Raw genomic sequence first — 23,502 nt, 5'->3', positions numbered from 1 at the left:
GCGCGTGCGCGCTGCCCGCGGTCGGGTCGGTCAGCGCGTGAAGCGCAGCGCGGGGGCGAACGGTGCGCCCGTATCGCTTTCGCCGCGGCGGAACACCCAGCGTTCGGCCGGCACGCCCGCGACGGCCGCCGCCGCATTCGGCGCGCGCACCGCGACGAACGTCGCGTCGCAGCCGACCGCGATTCCGTAGTTCTCCTTGTCGATCACGCGCGCGCCGGCGTGCGTCGCCATGTCGAGCGCGACGCCGAGCGCTTCGTCGGTGTAGAAGCCCGACCGATAGCCGACCATCATCGCGCGCTGCAGCATGTCGCCGTTGCCGTACGGCCACCACGCGTCGCGGATGTTGTCGTTGCCCGCGAACACGTGCACGCCCGCGTCGCGCAACTGCCGCACCGGCGGAAACGCGCAGTCGCCCGGCGCGTTCGTCAGGATCGACACACCGGCTTCGGCGAGGGCCGCCGCCGTGCGTTGAACATCGTCGTAGCCTACTTCGCCGAGCGCATACGCATGACTCACGTTCACGCGTCCGCCGAGCCCCGCCGCGCGCGTGCGCGCCGCGATCCGCAGCAGTTGCGCGATGCCCGTTTCGCCCGGCTCGTGCAGGTGGATGTCGACCTTCGCGCCGCGCTTCTCGGCGATGCCGAACACGATGTCGAGCTGGCCGTCCGCATCGCCGTCGAGCGTCGTCGGGTCGATCCCGCCAACCACGTCCGCGCCTTCGCGCATGGCCGCGTCGAGGATGTCGGCGGTGCCCGGGCACGTCACGACGCCGGCCTGCGGAAACGCGACGAGTTCGATGTCGACGATCCCGCGCCATTGCTCGCGCGCGGCCATCACGGCCTGCAGGTTCGACAGGCCGGTCGTCGCGTCGACGTCGACGTGGCTGCGCATCGCGACCGTGCCGAATGCGGCGGCCTGCGCGATCAGTGCGTTCGCGCGCTCGACGATCGGCGGCGCAGCCGCGAGCTGGCGCTTCTCGACCGCGAGCCGCTCGCGCAGCGAGCCGACCGATTCGTGCGGCACCCAGCGATCGCCGACGAAACTCTTGTCGAGGTGGATGTGGCCATCGACGAAGCCGGGCAGCACGACGCGGCCGTCGAGGTCGATCGTCTGTGCACCGGGCGCGGCCGCGCAATCGGTACCGATTGCGGTGAAGCGGCCGTCGCGGACGACGAGGTTGATGGGCTGTCCGCCGGCGTCGACGGCGTTGATGAAAATGCGATCGGTCATGGCTGGGAGTCTGTGGGGCGGTCGCTGCGCGACACCGGCGCGGACAGGGGAAGGCACCGCAGCCGGCGCGGAGCGACCGTTGGCAGGGAATCCGGCCACGATATCGGACGCCATCGCCCGAGGCCAATTAAATGTCGCGATGCCGCGCATTCGATTTCGCGATGGGCGGCGCAGACGCCACGCCAGCAAGGTGCGGCGGCGGGGTCCGATCTCGTCGGAGACGGCCTGTATGCCAACGGCCCGTCGGGGGGCGTCGCGGAAGCCGAGATTTCGGGCGCCGGAATCGAGGGGCCAACCGCCTCAAAAAATACTCCGCAGGACCGCTGTCGATACGCGTAATCGAAGCTGCCGAACGAGCGCCGCCGCCCTTGCCGGCCATTGCGCGACCGCCCCGCGCAAGCCGGCGATTTGCGCGGCAACAGACTTTACACGTTGTTACCCGGCCGCACCGGACACGCATTCGGCCATTCCTTATACTCACGCCGAGTTCGCCACCCGTCCCGGTATCCGTCGGCGAACACGTTGCCGATGCAGGAACCATCATGATGCGCATTCCTTCCACGAAGACCGTTCTGTTCGCCTCGCTCGTCGCCGTGGCGGCGCTTCCGCTGACCGCCTGCGTCGCACCCGGTTATTACGGCGCGCAGCCGGGTTATCCGCAGCAGCAATATGCGACGCCCGCTTATTCGCAGCCCGCGTATTCGCAACCCGGCTACGTGCAGCAGCAGCCGTACGACCAGTACGGCAATCAGCCGCAATACGGGTCGCAGCCGTATGATCAATACGGCAATCAGCAGCAATACGGCAATCAGTACGGCAACGGCTACGGCACGCAGTACGGCACGGTCGCGAACATCCAGCCGGTCAGCGGTTCGGTTGGCCCGGCGGGCGTCGCCGGCACCGTCGTCGGTGCGCTGGTCGGCGGCCTGGTGGGTAACCAGTTCGGCCGCGGCCACGGCCGCGATGCGGCCACCGTGATCGGCGCGCTCGGCGGTGCGGTCGCGGGCAACCAGATCGGCCAGCAGATGGGCGCGGCGCACCCGCCGAGCAGCTACCGGATCGACGTGCAGGTCAGCGACGGCTCGACGCGTTCGTTCGACGTGCAGTCGCCGGGCAACCTGCGGCCGGGCGATCGCGTGCAGATCAACGGCAATCAGTTGTCGCGGTATTGATGCCGATTCAGTGCGCCTGACCTGAGCTGGCGCATCCCGCGCGTTAGATGTCGTGTGCCGGTGCGGCGCGACGGCTCGCTTGCTTCACGTGATCCTCATCCTTCGTGCCGGCGCGACGCGCATGACGCGCCGCCGGCACTTTCGCAGTCCCTCCACATTCGTGTCCGCCTCCGGCCCGACGCGGTGCACGGCCGTTTCACCGCTCGCCTGTATGGATCGACCGCGTCGCAATCACACGCGCTCCGCACCGACCGCGATGCGCGTCGACCGCGCGACGCGATCTGGGGACCAGGGCGCGGCCTGGTCGCACGACGCATCGAACGCCGTCACACGTCATCCGGATTCCGATTAGCATAGCCACGATGCATCGCGCGGCCGCAGCAGCCCGCACCGGCACGTACAGCCCTCTACCGGAATCCCCTCGATGACGATCACGACCCGCCTGCTCGACGCGGCCGACGCCGCCCATTTCCAGACCCTCCGCCTGCGTGCGGTCGACACCGCGCCCACGTCTTTCCTGCCCACGCTCGACGAAGAATCGCAGGTGCCGGTCGACGAATTCGCGACGCGCATCACGCCAAGCCACGAGCGCGCCGTGTTCGGCGCGTTCGACGGCGACACGCTCGTCGGCATCACGGGCGTGCGCCGCGATGCGCGCGCGAAGGTCGCGCACAAGGCGACGATCTGGGGCGTGTTCGTCGATCCGGCGTATCGCGGGCAGGGCATCGCGCAGGCGCTGCTCGAGAGCGCGACCGCTCATGCGGCGCAAGCGTGGCAGTGCAAGCAGTTGATGCTGTGCGTGAACGAGATCAACTGCAGCGCGGAGCGGCTGTATGCGTCGCAGGGGTTCGTCCGGTTCGGCACGGAACCGCGCTCGCTGTTCGTCGACGGCCGTTTCTACGACGAACATCACATGGTCAAGACGCTGGCTTGACGCGTTCAGTCATGCTTGCGTTCGCGTGCATCGACCACCGCACGCGAACGCCCTTCACTTCACCTCACGTCACCGCTTGTCGGTAATCGTCGTGTTGACGATCTGCCCGGCGATCGTCACGTCCGTCAGCGTCAGCGCGCTCACGTTGAACGCATAGATCGGCCCCGGCGACGTGACCGTCGGCGTGCCCGACGCGACCGGCGTACCGAAGTCGCAATTGCTGATCGTCACGCCGGAGATCGGCTGCACGGCCGGCGCGGGCGGCGTGCCGTTGTAGTCGAACGCAGCGGGCCCCTGCGCGACGATCGCCTGGAAACACGACGCGGTCACGCCGTTCAGCGTCACGTTGCTCGCCTTCACGTCCGAGATCGTCACGTTCTGCACGACTGGCGCGCGCGTGCGCACCGCATCGTTCGCGGGCTGGTAATCGCAATCGAACGTGACGATGCCGCCCTGCGCGGCCGACGGGTTGCCGGCCGACGGCGTGACGACGCCGAGCGGCACGCTCGCGTTGACCGGGCTGCCCGCGAGCAGCGCGCTGCCGTAGCCGCCGCCCTTCAGCGTCACGCCGTTCGGCAGTGTGACGCCCTTCACGTGGAAGTCCCTCACGTAGCCGCCGCGATTCATGTTGGTCTTCACGCGAATCGCGATGTTCAGCGGGTTGGTCTGCCAGTTCGCGTTCAGCATCGACAGGTTGGCCGCATAGATCTGCTCGACGCCGCCGCCCATCTCGCTGCCGAGCGTGATGCCGCCGTGCCCGCTGTTCATCGTGCAGTTGCGGATCAGGTGCCGCTTCGCCGGCCCGTATTCGGTGTCGCGATCCTTGCCGGACTTGATCGCGATGCAGTCGTCGCCGGTGTTGAACGTGCAGTCCTCGCACAGCACGTCGGTGCACGCGTCCGGATCGAAGCCGTCGTTGTTCGGGCCGATGCTGTTGGTCGTCACGCCGCGAATCACGACATTGCGGCTCGCGGTCGGGTGGTGCTGCCAGAACGGCGTGTTCTGGGTCTGGTAGTTCGCCATCAGCACGTTCGTGCAGCCGATGAATTCGACCATGCACGGCCGCAGGTAGTGACCGAGGCCGAAGATGCGCTTCTCGACCGGCACGCCGGCCTCGGACAGCGCCGGCAGGTAGTTCTGGTCCTGCTGCCACGGCGTGACCGGCGACGTGAGCAGCGCGTAGAGCGCGTCGGGGATCGCGGGCGCGACGATCCGCAGATCGACGTTGTTCGGATTCGCATAGGCCTGGCTCGGCACCGACGCGCCTGCACCGTACGCGCCCGACGAGCCCTTGTAGGTCCACCAGCAGGCGCTGCCGGCCCCGCTGCCGGAGAACGGCGTCATCGCCTGCCCGTTGAGCACCGACGTCGGGCCTTCGCCCGTCAGCGCGATGTTCGTCGCGTTGCGTGCGTAGACGGGCGCGCCGTAGTTCAGGCAATCGTTCGCCTGCCAGCGGCTGTAGTACAGCCGGCCGTTCGCGCCGCAATCGACCGGGCCGTCCTTCGCGTAGTCGGCCGGGTTCGGGCTGAAGTAGATCGTGCAGTTCGCGCTCAGGTGGAACGTGACGTTGCTCTGCAGCACGATCGGCCCCGCGCAGTACCAGTTGCCGGACGGCACGATCACGCGCCCGCCGCCTTCGCGGCGGCACGCGTCGATCGCCGCGAGAAACGCCGGGCGCGAATCGAACGCGCCGGGCGCGGTCGTCAGTTCGGAACCCGGGCTCACCGGCGATTTCGCGACGTTCGTGTACGGCGACGTTTGCGCGACCGTCGCGCACGGTCGCGCGCCGTAGTGCGTCACGTCGAAGTCGCGCCCGCGCAGCGCGAGCCGCGACACGTGCGCGAGCGATGCGGCGATGCGCGCCGCCGCGCCATGCTCGCCCCAGACGAGGTCGACCGCCGACGCATTGGGCATGTGGCCTCCCGCAAACGCCCGGGTCGCCGCGAGCGGTCCGCCGAGCACGGCGACGCCGGCGAGCGCGCCGCTCCAGCCGATGAATGCGCGGCGCGATACCGGCTTCGACGACGGCGATCGGGCAGACGAAGACGAACGGCGGCTGTTTACGGCCATGGGCACTCCTTCAGTGTATGGGGTATCGACGCGCCGGACGGCGGATCGCTATTTATACGTCGTCGTACTACAACACGCAGTCTAAATGCGATCGAAGCCGCACACGTATTTGTCGTTTACCCTGTTTTTACTGAGCCAATGCCTCTGATGTGTGCGCCCACTCACATCAGAGAATGCACCTCTAGAGATCTGTTGTCGTATGTTTATGCGCAAAAACTTCAACTGAAACGCCCCGGCCGACGACGTCCGCCGGGGCAACGACCTACTCGCCAGCCGCCGCTACCACACCCGTTGCCGGCTCACGCCCGGCCGAAGCGGCCGGTTCGAACATCAGCACCAGATCGCCACGGTAACTCCCGTTGGTCGAGGCTGCCCCACTGACGGCCGGCACATGGGCGCTGACTTTCAGGTTGCGCGTTTCGTCGTAGCCGTCAAAGCCGTCGTGACCGGGCTTGACCAGCGTGAGCGTGCGAGCCGCGCCGGACGCGATTTCCGCATCGCCTGCCTTGCCCGTCAGCACGACCTTCGCGTTGACCATTCAGGCGGCGATGGCTTGCCGGGCTGCCTGCCCCGGCTTGATTCCTAATGCCGCAAACGTTTGCGGATCAATATCGATCCAGCATGCGACCACCAGACGTCCGTCCACCTGCTTCGGCGGGCCTGCGCGGTGCGCGTGTATGCCGATCCGGCGGAACAGCCGCTCCATGCTCGCGAACGTCACGCCGATCAGCTGCCGCGCGCCGAGCTGCGCCGCGCATTCGACCACGGCCGCGAGCATCGGCCGCACGGCCCACTCGGCATTGCCCGACCCGCCTTCGTCGTCGGTCGCCGCGAACCTGGACAGCTCCCAGACGGCCGCCGATTGCGGCAGCGGCATGTCTGCGGCGATCAGGTCGGCGAACAGCGACTGCAGCAGATACGGGCGCGTCGTGGGCAGCAGGCGCGCACATCCGCACACGTCGCCGCCGGCATTTCGCGCGAACACGTACACGGTATCGTCGCGATCGAACTGGTCGCGCTCGAAGCTTTCGTTCGCCGACGGGAGCTCCCAACCGAGTTGTTCGACGAACACGCGGCGCCGGTAGCGCCCGAGATCCGCTGCAAGTTCGTGTGGTAACCGCCCTTCTTCGTGAACGAAGGTCCGCATCTCGTCGCGACCGTTCGACAGCCGCAGCGGCTGCAGCAGCGTGACGTTGATATCGGGGTTCGTCGTACGCACGCGGATCGGCAGCGTCGTGGCGAAGTTCTGCCGCGCACGGTCCGTCGCGTTCAGTTCGACCACGTCGTACCACGCGGAATTGTCCGGCTTCGACACGAACAGGCTGTCGCCGATATGCGCCGTCAGCGTGATCTTCTTGACGACCGCTTGCGGCGACGCCGGGCCTGCGTGAGCAATGCCGGTCAATGCGCCGCACGCAGCGAGTGCGGCAAGATGTTTTCCGATCTTCATTGTGTTGCTCCGCATTCTGGATGATTGAAATCCGATCGCCGAAAAACCGGCCCGCTTCGAGCTCACGATCCCGCCATTGCAGGAAAATCCGATATTCGCTTATCTCGAAATTAACCAGCAAATCCCTGCGGAATTCGAAATGCCCAGCCGCATGCGCGACCGATCGAGTCGACCGGATGCATTCTCAACCGCGTATCAGATTCCCCCGTCAGCCAGCAACGACCGACTCTGACGAACACCTCGCGCCACGGCGTGCAATAACGATAGGCCACGAAAGTCCGGATAAATATCCATGGAAACCTTCACGGCTCTTTTCGACTTCCATTCACCAGTGCCATCTCCAAATCAAATAACACTCGTGCGCAAAACGCCTGCTTTCAGGCGCGGCAATGTCATCGCCAGTCGCAACGGATAGTCGCGCTTCCGTTCGCCTCGGTAATTCCGCCCCTGTTCAGCCCCCTGCCGCCCGCGCTATCGTTTCCTCATCTTCACTGCCCCGGAGCCCCACTTGCCTTCCCGCCACGGAGTCGACCTCATCCGCGCCCGCGCGCTGTTCGATCGCGAGCGCCGTGCGTTCACCGAAGCCATGCCGGCGTCCCGCGCACTGTCCGCGGAAGCGTCCGAGCACCTGCTGTTCGGCGTGCCGTTGCACTGGATGCAGGACTGGTCGACGCCGTTCTCGCTGCACGTGAAGGAAGCGCGCGGCGCGACCTTCACCGACGTCGACGGCCATCGCTATGTGGATTTCTGCCTCGGCGATACAGGCGCGATGTTCGGCCATGCGCCCGAGCCCGTTGCACGCGCGCTCGTCGAGCAGGCCACGCGCGGCTACACGACGATGCTGCCGAGCGAGGACGCCGCGTGGGTCGCGCGCGAGCTCGCGCGCCGCTTCCGGCTGCCGGTCTGGCAGTTCGCGCTGAGCGCGAGCGACGCGAACCGCTTCGTGCTGCGCTGGGCGCGCGCGGCCACCGGCCGCAACACGATCGTCGTGTTCAATGGCTGTTATCACGGCACGGTCGACGATGTGTTCGTCGATCTCGTCGACGGCCGCCCCGTGCAGCGCGACAGCCTGCTCGGGCAGTCGTACGACCTGCTCGCGAACACGCGCGTCGTCGAATTCAACGATCTGGACGCGCTCGAAGCGGCGCTGAAGGACGGCGACGTCGCATGCGTGCTCGCCGAGCCCGCGATGACGAACATCGGCATGGTGCTGCCCGATCCGGGCTTCTGGGATGCGGCGCGCGAACTGACGCGCCGCTACGGCACGCTGCTCGTGATCGACGAGACGCACACGATCAGCAGCGGCCCGGGCGGCTATGCGGTCGCGCACGATCTCGAACCGGACATGCTGGTGGTCGGCAAGCCGATCGCGGGCGGCGTGCCGTGCGCGGTGTACGGTTTCAGCGCCGAATTCGCGGAACGCGCGAAGCAGGCGAAGCTGAACGCGCCGCCCGGCCATTCGGGGATCGGCACGACGCTCAGCGCGAACATGCTCGCGATGCATGCGATGCGCGCGACGCTGGCCGAAGTCGCGACCGACGCCGCGTATGCGCACATGTTCGAACTCGCCGCGCGGCTGGCCGCCGGGCTCGAACAGGCGATCGCGAAACACGGGCTGCCGTGGTGCGTGACGCGCATCGGCGCGCGCACCGAATTCCAGTTCGCGCCCGTGCCGCCGCGCAACGGCACGCTTGCCGGCGCGCAACTCGACAGCGAGCTCGAACACATCGTGCACCTGTACCTGCTGAATCGCGGCGTGCTGATCACGCCGTTCCACAACATGATGCTCGTGTGCCCGCAGACGACGCGCGACGATGTCGACACACTCGTCGCGCAGTTCGACGCGTGCCTGGGCGAGCTGGTGTGATGGGCTGACGCGCGGTGCGGCGCAGCGGCCACGGCCGGCGCACCCACCGCACCGTGCGCTACGCGGCCCGCAACGCCCGCCGCGCCACCTCCGCGAAATAACGCGCGCCGACCGGCAGGATCTCGTCGTTGAAATCGTACGTCGCGTTATGCAGCGGCACGCCGCCTCGATCGGCCGCGTCGCCGTTGCCGATGAACACGAAGTTGCCGGGCACGGCCTGCAGGAACGCGCCGAAATCCTCGGAGATCATCATCGGCTGCACATCGGCGTTCACCGCGCCGGCGCCTGCGATATGCGCGGCGGCCTGCACGGCCGTGTCGACCCACTCCGGGGAATTCACCGTCGGCGCGAACTCGTGCGTGTAGTCGAACGTGCAGGTCGCGCCGTGCGTGCGGCAGATCCCCTCGCTGATCTCGCGCATTCTCGTTTCGAGCAGCGCCTGCACGTCGCGCGAATAGCTGCGCGTGTCGCCCTTGATCGTCACCGTCGACGGCAGCACGTTGCGCAGCCCGTCGGTGATGAACTCCGTGCACGAGATCACGGCCTGCTGGCCCGGATCGAGATTGCGCGACACGATCGTCTGCAGCGCGAGCACGATCTGCGCGCCGATCACGATCGGATCGATGCCCATGTGCGGGCGCGCCGCATGCGTGCCGCGCCCGTCGATCCGGATCGCGAAATTATCCTCGCTCGCCATGATGCCGCCCGCGCGCGTCGAGAACGTACCCGCGCGCATGCCCGGCATGTTGTGCGCGCCGAAGATCGCGTCGACCGGAAAGCGCTCGAACAGCCCGTCGGCCATCATCGCCTTCGCGCCGCGGCCATGCTCCTCGGCCGGCTGGAAGATGAAGCGCACCGTGCCGTCGAAGTCCTTCCGTTCGGCCAGCAGTTGCGCCGCACCGAGCACCATCGACATGTGGCCGTCGTGCCCGCACGCATGCATCTTGCCGGGCGTGCGCGACGCGTGTTCGCGGCCCGGCGCGTGCTCGGCGATGTTCAGCGCGTCCATGTCCGCGCGGATGCCGATCGCGTGCGTGCCGGTGCCGACCGTCAGGTTCGCGACGAGCCCCGTGCCGCCGATGCCGCGATGCACGTCGAGCCCGAGCGTCGTCAGGATGCGCGCGACGTAGTCGGACGTGTTCACCTCTTCGAAACCCGTCTCCGGATGCTGGTGCAGATGGCGGCGCCAGGTCTTCAGTCGCCCCTGCAGCGTGCTTTCTTCCATTGCGTCGATTGTGTCCATTGCGCTTGCCTCGTCGGTCGGTTGGTCGTTCAGGCCGCTACCGCCGCGCGGTTCAGCCAGGCGCGCTGCCGCGCGAGCACGGCGTCGGCCGTGTCGCCGACGCAGCGCCGGTACACGGACGGCGCCGTCGCGCCTTCCGTATTGATCGCCAGCACGCGCGTGCTTGCGTCGAGCCCCGCCTGCCGCGCGAGCGCAGGGTCGCGCATCAGCGCTTCCAGCCCCGCAATGCCGGCCGCGCCCGATTCGCCGGCGACGAGCGGCACGTCGCGTTCGCTGCCGGCCGCGAGGCCGCGCATCGCGCGCACGGCATCTTCATCGTCGATCAGCATGAAGTGGTCGATGCACAGCTCGAGGAAATCCCATGCGAGCGGCGACGCCTCGCCGCACGCGAGCCCGGCCATCACCGAATCGACGCTGCCGGTCGCCTTCGCCGCCCGCCCCGCGAGCGCGCTCTGGTACAGGCAGTCGGCCTGGCGCGGTTCGACGACGATGAAATGCGGCCGCCGCGCGCCATCGCGCTCCCACAGGTAGCTCGCCACACCCGCGGCGAGGCCGCCCACGCCGCCCTGCAGCAACACGTGCGTGAACGGCCTCCCGTCGTGTTGCGCCGCCTGCGCGGCGGCCTCGGCGGCGATCACGCCGTAGCCCTGCATCACGTCGCGGGGAATCGCTTCGTAGCCGTCGTACGACGTATCCGACACGACGTACCAGCCGTTCGCCTGCGCAAGCTGCGCCGCGCATACGACCGACTCGTCGTAGTTCCCCGCGATGCGCACGATCCGCGCGCCGTACGCCGAGATCGCGCGTTCGCGCTCGGCGTCGACATTCGCGTGCAGCACGATCACGCAGCCGCAGCCGATCGCGCGCGCGGCGGCGGCCAGCGCACGGCCGTGATTGCCGTCGGTCGCGCTGATCACCGTCAGGTCGGCCAGCTGCGCTGCGTAGCGGCCGGTGATCAGCCCTTGCGGATCGAGATCGTGGGTGCGCCGCAGGCGCCTCACGAGCCGCACCAGCGCGCTCGGCGCGCCGAGCGCCTTGAAGCTGCCGAGCGGCGAGCGGCACGACTCGTCCTTCACGCTGACGCTCGCGACGCCGAGCCGCGCGGCGAGGTCCGGCAGCGCGCGCAGCGGCGTGCGCGCGCTGCCGACGAGCGGCCAGTGCGACAGCCACGAGCCGCTTTCGTCGGCCGACGCGATGTTCATCACGCGGCGCAGCGCGTCGGGATAGGCGGCGCGCGACGCGCGGGGGTTGGCGATCAGCATGGCGAAAGGCTCCGGAGCAGGACCGTGCCGGCGGTCCGTCGGGTGGGTCGGATCGGGCAAGCGCGGGTTGCGTTCGCCGTCGGTTGGAAAAATAATATTGCGCACGCTGGTCAATAAAATCGCCGAATTGGCCGCCTGAACGCAAAAATTTCTCATTCTTTCGAGGTTTCGCGCACCATCATGACGACCCCACTCGATGCGTTCGATCGCAAGCTGCTGATGGAAATCCAGCGCGACGCGCAGACGCCGCAAAGCGAACTCGGCGCACGCGTGAATCTGTCGACGGCGGCGGTGAACCGGCGTTTGAAGCGTCTCGCGGAAGACGGCGTGATCGAGCGCTATACGGCCGTCGTCGCGCCGGAGAAGGTCGATCATCCGTTGACGATCGTCGTGAACGTCGAGGTCGAGAGCGAGCAGATCGACCAGCTCGACGCGATGAAGCGGACCTTCGAGCGCTGCCCGCAGATCCAGCAGTGCTACTACGTGACGGGGGAATGGGATTTCGTGCTGATCCTCGCCGTGCGCAACATGGATCAGTACAACGCGCTCACGCGCGAGCTGTTCTTCGCGAACAACAACGTGAAGCGGTTCAAGACACTGGTGAGCATGAGCCGCGTGAAGGTCGGGCTCGAGGTACCGGTCGATTCCGGCGAGTGAGTGCGGCGGAGGCGTACGGCCATGAAACGGCCGGCGCGCGACTGCAGGCGCCGGTCGCATCCCATCCACGGCTACGTCAGCGGCAACTGAAGCTCGCCGCCGAATTCACGTCGCCCGAGCCGTTGTAGCGCGCCACCTGCGGATACGGGCACAGCGGGCGCATACGCCCCGTGCCCCACGATGCGGGCACGTCCGCGTTCGGCACCGCGTTCGTCGCATCGCGCGCGGCAGCCACGATCGCGGCGGGCGCCTGCCCCTGCTCGACCCACGCGACGAGCGGCGTCAGCATGTCGAACTGGTCGGCCGCCGGCCCGCCTGCACAGTGGTTCATCCCGGGCACCGGATAGTAGCGCGCGAAGCTCGACGCATCGCCGCCGTTCGCCTGCGCGACCCGCTGGTACCAGTCGCTCGTGTCGTTGGACGAGAACACCGGGTCGCCCGTGCCGTGATAAACGAGCAGCTTCGCGCCGCGCGACTTCAGCGCGGACAGGTTCGTCTCGTCGGGCGGCGTCATGAACGACCACGCGGATTGCGTGTACACGCCGCTGGTCGCGAAGATCGCCGGCGCGTCGTTGTCCATGTCGAAGCCGAGCGCGAAACCGGGCAGGTTCGCGAGCGTGGCGGCGGTTTTCGGCGGCGACATGAATGTGAACGCCATCGCGACCGGATCGAGCGTGATGGAATTCGATTGCTTCCACGCGGCCCAGCCGCCGCCGGCCACGCCCGGATCGTACGGAAAGCTCGCATAGAGCGCCGTGCCTGCGCTGTTGCGCGCACCCGCGAATACGTTCTCGAGCGCGGTTTTCTGCGCGGTCGTCAGGCATGCGCCGGTGCGCGTGCCGTTCGCGCAGGTCGGGACGTCCGTCTCGACGCTGAAGTGCGCCTGGCACGCGGCGACGTCCTGCACCATCCCGTCGGTTACGCCGTCGAGCGCATCGCATTTGTCGAGGATCTTCGCACCGACGAACCGGCGCTCCGTGTCGGTGAAGCCGCTGCGGATATCCGGCAGCCCGTTCGCCCCGGTTGCCGACGCGATCTTCGCGAACTGCTGCGCACCGTACATCTCGCCGATCGCCGCCTTCGGCAAATGGAAGCCCGGATCGCCCGCGATGATGCCGTCGTAATCGCCCGGGTTGCGCACCGCCGTGACCATCGCGTGACGGCCGCCGTTCGAACAGCCGCCGAAGTAGCTGCGGTCGGGCGCCTTCCCGTAGGCGAGACGGATCACCTGCTTGGCCATCGGCGTCAGCGCATCGACGGCGCCATAGCCGTAGTCGATCCGCGCCTGCGGATCGAGGCCGAACAGCGGATTCTGCGCGCCGCTGTGCCCGGAATCCGAGCTGATCACCGCGAAGCCCTGGTTCAGCGCATCGGTCAGCGGCCCGCCGCCGCCGATCTCGCCGGTCGCGGTCACGACGTTGCCGTCGAGGCCGCCATTCGCCTGGTAGAAGAAGCGGCCGTTCCACGCCTTCGGCAAGCGCATCTCGAAGCCGATCGCATAGGTGTTGCCGTCGACCGCGCTCACGCGCTCGTTCATCTTGCCTTCGATCACGCAGTGCTCGGCGATCGGCTTGCCGGCCACCGTCAGCGCGCCGGCAGCCGCGGTCGCAACCGACGTGAACGACGCGTTCGCATACGCGAGCTTCGCGGCGAGCGCGTCGCAGGTCTGCGCCATCGCGGCCGGCGTCGCGGCGCTCAGGTGCGTGGGCGCGGAGTTGACCGAATCGTCGCCGCCGCAACCGGCGAGCATCGCCGCTGACAGCGGCGCAATGCAGAGGAATACAGATTTTCTGTTCAAGATATCTCCCGTTCGTCAGGTTGCCGGATCAGAACATGTGCTTGACGCCGACCATCGCGCCGAGCTGCCCCATCCCCGCGCCGGGCGTCGTGCCGGGGCCGCCGCCGCTGACCGCGTAGCGCGCATGCGCGCTGTTCCACAGATACGAGGATTGCGCATAGACCGACGTGCGCTTCGTCAGCAGATAGGTCGCGCGCAGCGTCGCCATCGTCGCGCGCGTGTCGTGCGCGCTGTTGACGATCCGGTAGCCTTCGCCGTCGACGATGAAGTCCGGCTTGACCGCATACGACGCACCGACGAAGAACAGATCCGAATGCGCGCCGGGCGCGGCCGGCGAACCGGTCGACACGCGCCGCCCGATCCAGCCCGCGCCGATCCGCGCGCCCGCCGCCTGTGCATACGCGCTCACGTGCACGCGCGCGTCCTTGCCCGCGCTGCTCGTGAAGGCGACCGGCGCGACGCCGTCGAAGAAGTTCGCGGCCGCGCCCGTGCCGCCGCGCTGCTCCTCGTACGACGCCGCCGCGCCGAAATACGCGCTGTCGTACTTGAGCATCGCCGACCAGTTGCGGCACTCGACCGCGTGGCCCGGCACCTGCCCCGCGCACGTGCCCTGCCCCGGCGAGTTGCCGGTGCCGGCGCCGTCGCGGCCGAACGAATAGGCAGCGCCGAGCGTCACACCGCGATACGTGCCGATGTAGGTCACCGCGTTGTCGGCGCGGCCGTTCGGCACGTACGCGTCGAACGAGCCGAGCCCGTAGATGTCGGGACCAATGATGTCCGCGCCCTGCAGCGCGAGGTAGGTCATCGTGTACTGGCGGCCGAACGCGAGCGTGCCGAAACCGCCCTTCAGCCCGACGAATGCCTGCCGCCCGAACAGCCGCCCGCCTTGGCCGAGATCGCCACCGCGCACGTTGAAGCCGCTTTCGAGCACGAACACGGCCTGGTAGCCGCCGCCGAGATCCTCGCTGCCGCGCAGGCCCCAGCGCGACGGCATCTCGCCGGTCACGCCCGGCATCCGCACCACGTGATCGCCGGCCGCGTTCGCGTGCGACACGTATTCGACGCCGGTGTCGATGATCCCGTACAGCGTCACGCTCGATTGCGCGTGCGCGCTCGTCGCGGCCAGCGCGCATGCGCCGGCTGCCAGCAAGGCTTTGGTGTGCTTCATGGTTAGTGTCTCCAGACCTGCGTCGATATCGCGCTCTGCCGGCGCTCGTGGGTGAAAGTAAACAAACTCAGTCGTGTGCCTGCGGCCTGCGGATCAGCACCAGCGCCGCGACGGCGGCGACCAGCGTGACGGGGATGCTCGCGCCGATCACGACCGACGCGCTGCGGCCCATCGCGAGCAGCTCGGCCGCCGCGAGCGGGCCGACCACGGAGCCGAGCCGGCCCACCGCGACCGCGGAGCCGACGCCGGTGCCGCGCATCGCGGTCGGGTAGTACATCGCGGCCAGCGCATACAGCACCGACTGGCCGCCGACGACGAACATCCCGGCCGCGAACGCCGCGGCGGACAGCCATACGAGCCCGGGCGCGATCGCGAGCGCGGCGAGCGACAGCACGATCCCCGCGTACATGCCGCCGACGACCCGCGACGGCCGCATCCGGTCCATCGACATGCCGATGCCGAGCACGCCGAGGCCGCTGCCGATGTTGAAGAAGATCTGCACGATCCCGGCCTGGCTGCGCGCGAGCCCCTTCGCCGCCATCAGCGACGGCAGCCAGTTCAGCAGGAAATACAGCACGATCAGCGTGCAGAAATAGCTGAGCCAGAGCGCGAGCGTGGTGCCCGTGCGTGCGCCGCCGAACAGCGTGTGCGCGACGCTCGGGCGCGCGGCGCCCGATGCGCTGACGTCGAGGAACGCGCGCGATTCCGGCAGCAGCGCGAGCAGCAGCGGAGCGAGCAGCAGCGGCCCGATGCCGCCGACGTAGAAGATGTGCCGCCACTCGGTGTCGCCGGCCAGCAGCACGCCGATCAACGACGCGATCACGCCGCCGAACGGAATGCCGCAGTACATCACGGCGACCGCGCTGCTGCGCGAGCGCGCGTCGGCCGCTTCGGACGACAGCGCGATCAGGTTCGGCATCGCGCCGCCGAGGCCGAGGCCGGTCAGCGCACGCACGACGACCAGCATCGCGAAGCTCGACACGTGCGCGGTCGCGATCGACAGCAGCCCGAACAGGCAGACCGACGCGATCAGCACGTGCTTGCGGCCGATCCGGTCGGCGAGCCACCCGCCGAGCATCGCGCCCGGCAGCAGGCCGAACGTGCCGGCGCTGAACGCGAGCCCCATCTGCGAAACCGTGAGCCCGAACTCGTGAGCCATGCGCGGCGCGGCGACGCCGACCGACTGCAGGTCGAGCCCCTCGAGCAGCGCGATCGCGAAACACAGACCGAGCGTCGTCGCGACGGCCGGCCTCTCGGCAACGGAAGTGTCCATGTCGTCTCCAAACCTTGTACTGCGCGTCATGCCGAAACGCATGCGCGGTGTCTTTGTCGTGATCGGACCATGCGTCATACATTATCAGGTAGCCTGATTCATTGTCCGAAATAAAATCCGCGCGACCAGCCGGTCGTGCGGACCGTCATCCCATCGAAGGACGGAATGATTTAATAACAGGTAACCTGATATTTCAAGTGTGCGGTGTGCCGGTGTTAACCCGCAACGCGCGCGGAAGCCGGCCGGGCAAGGCCGTGCGGAACGACGAATGAAACGAAAGTGTGGTTCAGTCGCGCAGGTTGCGCACGAACAGTTCGAGCGTGCGTTGGACCTGCGCGGCGTCGGCGGCGGTGAGGTCGTCGCCAAGCATTCGGCGCTCGAGCGGCCGCAGCACCCGTTCGCATTCGCGCAGGATCGCCGAACCTTCGTCGGTCAGGCGCAGCAGGATCACGCGGCCATGATTCGGATCGGCCTCGCGCGTGACGAAGCCGCGGGCCGCCATCGCGACCATCACCTCGTTCGCGGATTGCGGCGTGATGAACGAGCGCACCGCGAGCTGCGCGTTGGACAGCGCGCCGCGCGCCTCGAGCACCGACAGCGCCGTGTATTGCGCGAGCGTCACGCCGAGCGGTGCGAGCGCATCGCTCATCAGGCGGCGCAGCAGCCGATCGAGATTGCCGATCAAGTAGGTCAGCCGCTGCTGGGCACGCACGGGCGGCCTGGCCTCGGTGGCACGGGCAGCGCGTTTCGCGCCGGCCGGTTTGACGGGTGTCGAACTCATGAAGGTGTCGGGAGGAAGATCGCGGGCCATCTTACCTCACGCGGCCCGCATGGCGGGCACGCCCGCATCGCCCGCATCGCGGCGTCCGGAGCACCGTATACAACACAGACCCGATTCGGCGGTTTCGATCGGGGTTTACCCACTGATCGACCAGGAACGCGCTGCCGTGCTGACCGCGTGCCGCACCGCCGCCGCATGGCGGTGCGGCACGACGCTCGACATCAGTGCGCCGCACCGGCGACGATCACGCCCGCATCGGCCGCGTCGCGCGCATACATCGCCTCGATCAGCGCCGCGCGCTGCGTCAGCACCGCACGCTGGTTGATCGAACCCTTGTCGGTGATTTCGCCGAGATCGAGCGACGGCGGCGTATCGAGCAGGCACAGCCGCGTGATGAACGTCGCGCTGCCGGTCGCGTCGCGGTTCAACCGCTGCAGCAGGTCCGCAAAAAACGCGCGCACGGCCGGCGCCTGCAGCACGGCGCGCACGTCGGCGTCCGGCCCCGCGCCCGCGAGGCGGCGGCAGTCGTCGATGCGCGGAAAGATCATCGCGCCGACGCCGTCGCGGTTCATTCCGGTCACGACCGCGTCCTGCACATACGGCGCGCCGTTCGACACGATCCGCGCGCGCATCGGCCCGACGCTCACGAAGGTCCCCGTCGACAGCTTGAAATCCTCGGCGATGCGGCCGTCGAACATCAGCCCGATCTCCGGACGCTGCGGGTCGACGAAGCGCACCGCATCGCCGCTGCGGTAATAGCCTTCGTCGTCGAACACCTCGCGCGCGTCGTCGCTGCCCGCGCGCCAGTAGCCGGCCATCACGTTCGGCCCGCGAAAGCGCGCCTCGAGCTTGCCGTCGACCGGCACCAGCTTCGCGTCGCAGCCGGGCGCGGGCAGGCCGATGTAGCCGGCGCCCGACATCGGCCCGGTGGTGAACATGCACGACGGCGCGGCCTCGGTCATCCCGAGGCCGGCCATTATCCGGATCCGCTCGCCGCAGTACGCCAGCGTCACGCGCTCGAGCCGGTCCCATGCCGCCTGCGACAGCCCCGCGCCCGCGAAGAAATACATCTTCACGCGCGAGAAGAAGGTCTCGCGCAGCGCCGCGTCCGTTTCAAGCGCGGCGGTCAGTTCCTCCCAGCCTTTCGGCACGTTGAAGTACACCGTCGGCGCGATCTCGCGCAGGTTGCGCAGCGTCTCGTCGAACTTGCCGGCGACCGGCTTGCCGTCGTCGATATACAGCGTGCCGCCGTTGTACAGCGCAATCCCCACGTTGTGGCTGCCGCCGAACGTGTGGTTCCACGGCAGCCAGTCGACCAGCACCGGCGGCTCGATGCCGAATTGCGGAAACGTTTCGAGCAGCATCTGCTGGTTGCTGCACAGCATCCGGTGCGTGGTCGGCACCGCCTTCGGCAGCCGCGTCGAACCGGACGTGAACAGGAACTTGGCGATCGTATCGCCCGTGATCGCATCGTGCGCGGCGTCGACGCTGCCCGGCACGGTGTCGAGCAGCGACGCGAGGCGCGTGACGCCGCGCATCCCGTCCGCCGCCGACACGACCACGCGCTCGACGTCGGGCGGCACCGTCGCATCGAGCGCGGCACGGAACGCGTCGCCGTCGGCGGCAAACACGAGCCCCGGCGTCAGCAGCGCCAGCGCATGGCGAAGCTTGCCGTAGTCGCTCGACACGAGCGAATACGCAGGCGACAGCGGCGCATACGGAATGCCGGCCCATAGCGCGCCGAACGCGACCTGCAGGTGTTCGAGATCGTTGCCGGACAGGATCGCGACCGGCCGCTCGGCCGACAGCCCGCGATCGAGCAGTGCCTGGCCGATCGCGCGTGCGCGTTCGAGCATCTGCGCATAGCTGACGCCGATCCATGCGCCGTCGGGGCCGCGCCGCGCGACGAGCCAGCGGTCCGGGTGCGCTTGCGCGCCGCTGACGAGCCGGTCGGTCAGCCGGCGCGGATATGCGCCGAGCGCGGTCGATGCACGCAGGGTCCAGCAGCCGTCGCGTTGCGCGATGTCGGGCGGCGCCGCGCCGATCGCGACGGGGCGGTAGCCGGCGGGGGCCGGCTGCGCGGCGGCGATGCCGCGCAGTTGGGTCGGATCCGCATCCAAGGTCTGTCTCCAGTCGGTTCCGCCGGCGCGCTTGCAGCGCGCGGCGGGAACTTCATTGTGTCGTTGTCGTAGCCGCTGCGCGGCGGCCCGCTCAGATCGGGTAGTGGCGCGGCGCGGTCTGCACGGTGATCCAGCGCAGGTCGGTGAATTCGGCAATCGACGCCTTGCTGCCGAACCGGCCGTAGCCGCTCGCCTTCACGCCGCCGAACGGCATCTGCGCCTCGTCGTGCACGGTCGGGCCGTTGATATGGCAGATGCCCGACTCGATCCGTTTCGCGACCTGCATCGCGCGCGCGATGTCGCGGCTGAACACCGCGGCCGACAGCCCGTATTCGCTGTCGTTCGCGGCCGCCAGCGCCGCTTCGTCGCCATCGACGCGCTGCACGGTCACGACCGGCCCGAACGATTCGTCCGCATAGAGCTTCATGTCGCGCGTGACGCCGTCGACGATCGTCGGCTGCATCACCGCGCCGTCGACTTCGCAGCCGAGCGGCAACGCCGCGCCGTGCGCGCGTGCGTCGGCGACCAGCGCCGCGATGCGCTGCGCGGCCGACGCGCTTTCCAGCGTGCCGAGCACGACGCCCGGTGCGGCCGGGTTGCCGGCCTTCAGCGTACGCGCCTTCGCGACGAGCCGCTCGACGAACGCATCGGCGACTTTCCGGTCGACGATCACGCGCTCGGTCGACATGCAGATCTGGCCCTGGTTGAAGAACGCGCCGAACGCGACCGCGTCGACCGCCGCATCGAGATCCGCGTCGTCGAGCACGAGCACCGGCGCCTTGCCGCCGAGTTCGAGCAGCGCCGGCTTCAGGTGCTGCGCGGCGAGCGTCGCGACGATCCGGCCGACGCGCGTCGACCCGGTAAAGTTGACGCGCCGCACCGCCGGGTTCGCGATCAGCCGTTCGACGATCGCCGGTGCGTCCTGCGGCGCATGCGTGATCACGTTGACAACGCCATCGCCGAGCCCCGCGTCGTGCAGCACGCTGCCGATCAGCCGGTGCACGCCCGGGCAGCCTTCGGACGCCTTCAGCACGACCGTGTTGCCGCACGCGAGCGGCATCGCGAGCGCGCGGGTCGCGAGGATCACCGGCGCGTTCCACGGCGCGATGCCGAGCACGACGCCGCACGGCTGGCGCACGGCCATCGCGAGGTTGCCCGGCACGTCGGACGGGATCACCGCGCCGGCGATCTGCGTCGTCATCGCGGCGGCCTCGCGCAGCATGTTCGCCGCGAGCATCACGTTGAAGCCGTACCAGTTCGCCATCGCGCCGGTTTCCGCACGGCCGGTCTCGATGAATTCGCCGGCGCGCGCGTCCATCCGGTCGGCCGCCGCGAGCAGCCGCCGGCGGCGCTCGGTCGGCACGAGCGCGGCCCACGCCGGAAACGCGCGCGCGGCCGCCGCGACCGCGGCATCCGCATCGGCGAGCGTCGCCGCGGCGGCGCGCGACGCCACCTGTCCCGTCGCCGGATCGATCCGGTCGAACGTGCCGCCATCCGACGCGCCGCGCGACACGCCGTCGATCAACAAACTCACTTCGTGCATTTCGCTGTCTCCGCTCAGTCCCGTTGCATGCCGCGTCGCGCGTCAGCGCTTGTACGCCTGCAGGCCCGGCTTGATGCTCTTGTCGTCGAGGAACTGCTTGAGGCCCTGCTCGCGGCCGCCTTCCGGATCGCGGTAGTTCGCCTGGTCGAGCTTCGCGTACAGGTAATCCTCGTTCTGCTCCCACGTCAGTTCGCGGCAGCGCTTGAAGCCGTGCTTCGCATTGCGGATCACGACCGGATTCTTGTCCAGCAGCTTCGCGGCGAGTGCAAGCACTTCGTCGCGCAGCTGCGCACGCGGCACGCTCTTGTTGACGAGCCCCATCTTCGCGGCCTGCGGCCCGGTGAAGGTGTCGCCGGTCATGATGTAGTACAGCGCCTCGCGATGCCCGACTGTGTCCGCCATCGCCTTGCTGACGAGGTTGCCCGGCGGGATGCCCCAGTTGATCTCCGACAGGCCGAACACGGCTTCGTCGGCCGCGATCGCGAGATCGCACGCGACGAGCGGCGAGAAACCGCCGCCGAAGCACCAGCCGTTGACCATCGCGATCGTCGGCTTCGAATACATGCGCAGCAGCTGCCACTGCCAGCGGCTCGCGTCGCGGCGGATCTTTTCCTGCAGGATCTCCGGGCCCGCGTCCACTTCGCGGAAATACTCCTTCAGGTCCATCCCGGCCGTCCATGCGTCGCCCTCGCCGGTCAGCACGAGCACCTGCGCTTCGGCGTCGAGCTCGACCGCTTCCAGCACGTCGATCATCTCCGTGTTCAGTGTCGGGCTCATCGCGTTGCGCTTGTCCGGACGGTTCAGCGTGACCCACGCGATCCCGCCCTCGACCGCGACCTTCACCGTTTTCCAGCGACCTTCGTAACTCATCTTCGTTCTCCAATGACAGTGCCGCCCTGCGCGACTCGACGCCAATTTACTATCAGGTAGCCTGATATGTAAAGTAGAATGGGAGCGGCTCGGGACAAACCCCTAAACGGGCGCGAACGCGCGGTTTCGCGCCGCGCGGCGCCTGCGCTTCACGACATGAGGAGACACGCTTGGACATCCGCAACCTGATCGCCATCGACACGCACGTGCATGCCGAAGTGTCGTGCTGCCAGCCGCCCGACCTGTTCGCGAAGGCATTCGACGACGCGGCCGACAAGTACTTCGGCACGGTGCTAAAGCAGGGCCGCCGGCCGACGATTCCGGAGACGATCGCGTATTACCGCGAGCGCCGCATCGGCTTCGTGATGTTCACCGTCGACTGCGAGACGAACATCGGCCGGCGCCGCATTCCGAACGAGGAGATCGCGCAATTCGCGCAGGACAATGCCGACGTCATGATCGCGTTCGCGAGCATCGATCCGCACAAGGGCCGCTTCGGCGCACGCGAGGCACGCCGACTGATCGAAGAACACGGCGTAAAGGGCTTCAAGTTCCACCCGACGATGCAGGGGTGCTTTCCGAACGACCGGCTCGCGTATCCGATCTACGAGGTAATCGCCGAACACGGGCTGCCGGCCGTGTTCCACAGCGGCCATTCGGGGATGGGATCGGGCATGCGCGGCGGCGGCGGGCTGCGTCTGAAGTATTCCGAACCGATTCACCTCGACGACGTCGCGGCCGACTTTCCGGACATGAAGATCGTGATCGCGCACCCGTCGTGGCCGTGGCAGGAGCAGGCGCTGTCGATCGCGCTGCACAAGCCGAACGTCTACATCGATCTGTCGGGATGGTCGCCGAAGTATTTCTCGCCTGAGCTGATCAAGTATGCGAACACGCTGCTCAGGCACAAGGTGCTGTTCGCGTCGGATTTTCCGCTGATACGGCCGGATCGCTGGCTGGAAGATTTCCACGGCGCCGGGTTCCGGCCCGACGTGCATCCGCTGATCCTGAAGGACAACGCAGTGGCGTTGCTGGGGTTGGGGCTCGACGCGCCGCGCGCGTGACACGCCGAGCGGTGAATGCGCCGAGCGCCGCGTGGCGGCTGGCGCGGTCACGCGCCGATGCCGCGTCCGCCGGCCGCACCGTGGCGCTCAGGTTGCGCGCGTCGGCATGAACCGCGCGGTCGGCAGCCCCGCGTGCCGCGTCTGCGCGACGAACACGCCGCCCGCATGCGCGTCGCTGGCCAGCGCGTCGTCGCTCAACCCGACGCGCGCGCTCGTCACGTACAGGCGGCCTTCGCCGTCGAGCGCCGCGCAGCTCGGCTGCGCGGTCGGCACGTCGACGCGCTCCGTCTCGACGCCATCCGGCCCATAGCGCACGACGCGCCTGCCGCCCCACTGCGCGTTCCACAGGCCGCCGTCGCGATCAATCGTCGAACCGTCCGGGTCGCCGTTCGCATCGGTCAGGCGCGCGAACGGCCGCACGTTCGCGACGTCGCCGCCCGCGCGGTAATCGCAGACGAAAATCTCGCGCACCAGCGAATCGCAGAAATACATCTTCAAACCGTCCGGCGAGAACGCGATGCTGTTCGCGATCGCCGCCGCCGGCAACGCGAGCCGTTCGAGCGTAAGGTCGGCATTGAGCCGATAGAAGCCACCAACCGCACGCGGCGGCTCGCCGCCTTCGTCCTTCATCCCGAACACGAACGCGCCGAACGGATCGCAGCGGCCATCGTTCAGCCGCGTCGGCAGATCGGATTCGACGTCGACGATCCGCGTGAACGCACCGCTGCGCAGGTCGAAGAACGCGAGATGCGTCGCGAGCCCGACGAGCAGCACGTCCGGATCGCCGGTCAGCGCGAAACACGCGAGCCGCTCGGGCATCGGCCAGTGCGCGAGGTCCGAACCGTCCGCGCGGCATCGCCACAACCGCGCGCCTTCGATGTCCGTCCAGTACAGCGCGTGCGTCGCATCGCACCACGTCGCGCCTTCGCCGAGCGCGTTGCGGCTGTCGGCCAGCAGCGTCGCCGACGCGGCCGGATGAGTCTGTTGCATGCCGTCTCCC

Annotated in this window: 19 protein-coding genes; 5 read left to right on the top strand and 14 right to left on the bottom strand. The window is 68.4% G+C overall.

The genetic code is table 11. The annotated features are described in order from the left end of the window. Positions 1 to 30: 30 nt before the first annotated feature. On the bottom strand, positions 31 to 1,230 hold the full coding sequence (locus tag ACNQQL_RS05120; protein WP_347063425.1) for an amidohydrolase family protein: 1,200 nt from the start codon (positions 1,228 to 1,230) through the stop codon (positions 31 to 33). Positions 1,231 to 1,772: 542 nt separating this feature from the next. Between ACNQQL_RS05120 and ACNQQL_RS05115 the strand changes: the two genes are divergently transcribed. Together ACNQQL_RS05115 and ACNQQL_RS05110 are read left to right on the top strand one after the other, a co-directional pair. Further along, positions 1,773 to 2,402 carry a glycine zipper 2TM domain-containing protein gene (locus tag ACNQQL_RS05115; RefSeq protein ID WP_347063424.1) on the top strand — a complete coding sequence of 210 codons (630 nt, stop codon included), beginning with the start codon at positions 1,773 to 1,775 and terminating at the stop codon, positions 2,400 to 2,402. A gap of 424 nt (positions 2,403 to 2,826) precedes the next feature. Then, on the top strand, positions 2,827 to 3,336 hold the full coding sequence (locus ACNQQL_RS05110; RefSeq protein ID WP_347063423.1) for a GNAT family N-acetyltransferase: 510 nt from the start codon (positions 2,827 to 2,829) through the stop codon (positions 3,334 to 3,336). A 69-nt stretch (positions 3,337 to 3,405) separates the two neighbouring features. Here the strand turns inward: ACNQQL_RS05110 and ACNQQL_RS05105 are convergent, their stop codons facing one another. The 3 genes from ACNQQL_RS05105 to ACNQQL_RS05095 all read right to left on the bottom strand — a co-directional run bounded on the left by ACNQQL_RS05105 (position 3,406) and on the right by ACNQQL_RS05095 (position 6,553). Beyond that, positions 3,406 to 5,406: a glycoside hydrolase family 28 protein gene (locus ACNQQL_RS05105; protein ID WP_347063422.1), complete on the bottom strand. Its 2,001-nt coding sequence runs from the start codon at positions 5,404 to 5,406 to the stop codon at positions 3,406 to 3,408. A 262-nt stretch (positions 5,407 to 5,668) separates the two neighbouring features. Then, the gene (locus tag ACNQQL_RS05100; RefSeq protein ID WP_347063421.1) at positions 5,669 to 5,944 is read right to left on the bottom strand and encodes a hypothetical protein; all 276 of its coding nucleotides are present in this window, start codon (positions 5,942 to 5,944) and stop codon (positions 5,669 to 5,671) included. Next, positions 5,945 to 6,553 carry an acyl-homoserine-lactone synthase gene (locus ACNQQL_RS05095; protein WP_131949441.1) on the bottom strand — a complete coding sequence of 203 codons (609 nt, stop codon included), beginning with the start codon at positions 6,551 to 6,553 and terminating at the stop codon, positions 5,945 to 5,947. 811 nt (positions 6,554 to 7,364) lie between these two features. On the opposite strand from ACNQQL_RS05095, the gene ACNQQL_RS05090 reads away from it, so the two are divergent. Then, positions 7,365 to 8,723, top strand: a complete 1,359-nt coding sequence (locus tag ACNQQL_RS05090; protein ID WP_347063420.1) for an aspartate aminotransferase family protein — start codon at positions 7,365 to 7,367, stop codon at positions 8,721 to 8,723. A 58-nt stretch (positions 8,724 to 8,781) separates the two neighbouring features. On the opposite strand, the gene ACNQQL_RS05085 is transcribed toward ACNQQL_RS05090, so the two are convergent. Both ACNQQL_RS05085 and ACNQQL_RS05080 read right to left on the bottom strand, forming a co-directional pair. Further along, positions 8,782 to 9,966 carry a M20 aminoacylase family protein gene (locus tag ACNQQL_RS05085; protein WP_347063419.1) on the bottom strand — a complete coding sequence of 395 codons (1,185 nt, stop codon included), beginning with the start codon at positions 9,964 to 9,966 and terminating at the stop codon, positions 8,782 to 8,784. A gap of 29 nt (positions 9,967 to 9,995) precedes the next feature. Beyond that, positions 9,996 to 11,228 carry a diaminopropionate ammonia-lyase gene (locus ACNQQL_RS05080; protein ID WP_347063418.1) on the bottom strand — a complete coding sequence of 411 codons (1,233 nt, stop codon included), beginning with the start codon at positions 11,226 to 11,228 and terminating at the stop codon, positions 9,996 to 9,998. 180 nt (positions 11,229 to 11,408) lie between these two features. Between ACNQQL_RS05080 and ACNQQL_RS05075 the strand changes: the two genes are divergently transcribed. Beyond that, a complete protein-coding gene (locus ACNQQL_RS05075; protein ID WP_204422118.1) occupies positions 11,409 to 11,885 on the top strand; it encodes an Lrp/AsnC family transcriptional regulator in 477 nt (158 codons plus the stop codon). A 76-nt stretch (positions 11,886 to 11,961) separates the two neighbouring features. Here the strand turns inward: ACNQQL_RS05075 and ACNQQL_RS05070 are convergent, their stop codons facing one another. The 7 genes from ACNQQL_RS05070 to ACNQQL_RS05040 form a co-directional block, all read right to left on the bottom strand. Then, entirely contained in the window at positions 11,962 to 13,683 is a 1,722-nt protein-coding gene (locus ACNQQL_RS05070; protein ID WP_347063417.1) for a tannase/feruloyl esterase family alpha/beta hydrolase, read from the bottom strand. A 28-nt stretch (positions 13,684 to 13,711) separates the two neighbouring features. Further along, positions 13,712 to 14,851, bottom strand: coding sequence for a porin (locus ACNQQL_RS05065; protein WP_347063416.1), 1,140 nt, complete (start codon positions 14,849 to 14,851; stop codon positions 13,712 to 13,714). A 67-nt stretch (positions 14,852 to 14,918) separates the two neighbouring features. Then, positions 14,919 to 16,124, bottom strand: coding sequence for a 3-(3-hydroxy-phenyl)propionate transporter MhpT (gene mhpT / locus ACNQQL_RS05060; RefSeq protein WP_175959916.1), 1,206 nt, complete (start codon positions 16,122 to 16,124; stop codon positions 14,919 to 14,921). Between the two features lie 286 nt (positions 16,125 to 16,410). Continuing rightward, positions 16,411 to 16,905, bottom strand: a complete 495-nt coding sequence (locus ACNQQL_RS05055) for a MarR family winged helix-turn-helix transcriptional regulator (protein ID WP_072439955.1) — start codon at positions 16,903 to 16,905, stop codon at positions 16,411 to 16,413. A gap of 221 nt (positions 16,906 to 17,126) precedes the next feature. Further along, positions 17,127 to 19,025: a feruloyl-CoA synthase gene (locus tag ACNQQL_RS05050; protein WP_347063415.1), complete on the bottom strand. Its 1,899-nt coding sequence runs from the start codon at positions 19,023 to 19,025 to the stop codon at positions 17,127 to 17,129. Between the two features lie 91 nt (positions 19,026 to 19,116). After that, positions 19,117 to 20,568 carry an aldehyde dehydrogenase gene (locus ACNQQL_RS05045; RefSeq protein ID WP_347063414.1) on the bottom strand — a complete coding sequence of 484 codons (1,452 nt, stop codon included), beginning with the start codon at positions 20,566 to 20,568 and terminating at the stop codon, positions 19,117 to 19,119. Positions 20,569 to 20,610: 42 nt separating this feature from the next. Further along, complete coding sequence (locus ACNQQL_RS05040; protein ID WP_034181554.1) at positions 20,611 to 21,438, bottom strand: p-hydroxycinnamoyl CoA hydratase/lyase; 828 nt, start codon at positions 21,436 to 21,438, stop codon at positions 20,611 to 20,613. 170 nt (positions 21,439 to 21,608) lie between these two features. Between ACNQQL_RS05040 and ACNQQL_RS05035 the strand changes: the two genes are divergently transcribed. Further along, the gene (locus tag ACNQQL_RS05035) at positions 21,609 to 22,502 is read left to right on the top strand and encodes an amidohydrolase family protein (RefSeq protein ID WP_347063413.1); all 894 of its coding nucleotides are present in this window, start codon (positions 21,609 to 21,611) and stop codon (positions 22,500 to 22,502) included. An 87-nt stretch (positions 22,503 to 22,589) separates the two neighbouring features. On the opposite strand, the gene ACNQQL_RS05030 is transcribed toward ACNQQL_RS05035, so the two are convergent. Beyond that, complete coding sequence (locus ACNQQL_RS05030) at positions 22,590 to 23,492, bottom strand: SMP-30/gluconolactonase/LRE family protein (protein WP_347063412.1); 903 nt, start codon at positions 23,490 to 23,492, stop codon at positions 22,590 to 22,592. Positions 23,493 to 23,502: the final 10 nt, after the last annotated feature.

This window comes from Burkholderia sp. LFS061, from assembly GCF_047978125.1.
GTDB lineage: Bacteria > Pseudomonadota > Gammaproteobacteria > Burkholderiales > Burkholderiaceae > Burkholderia > Burkholderia pyrrocinia_C.
The sequence above is the reverse complement of the archived record's forward strand: the minus strand, read 5'-3'. Positions and strand labels throughout refer to the sequence as shown.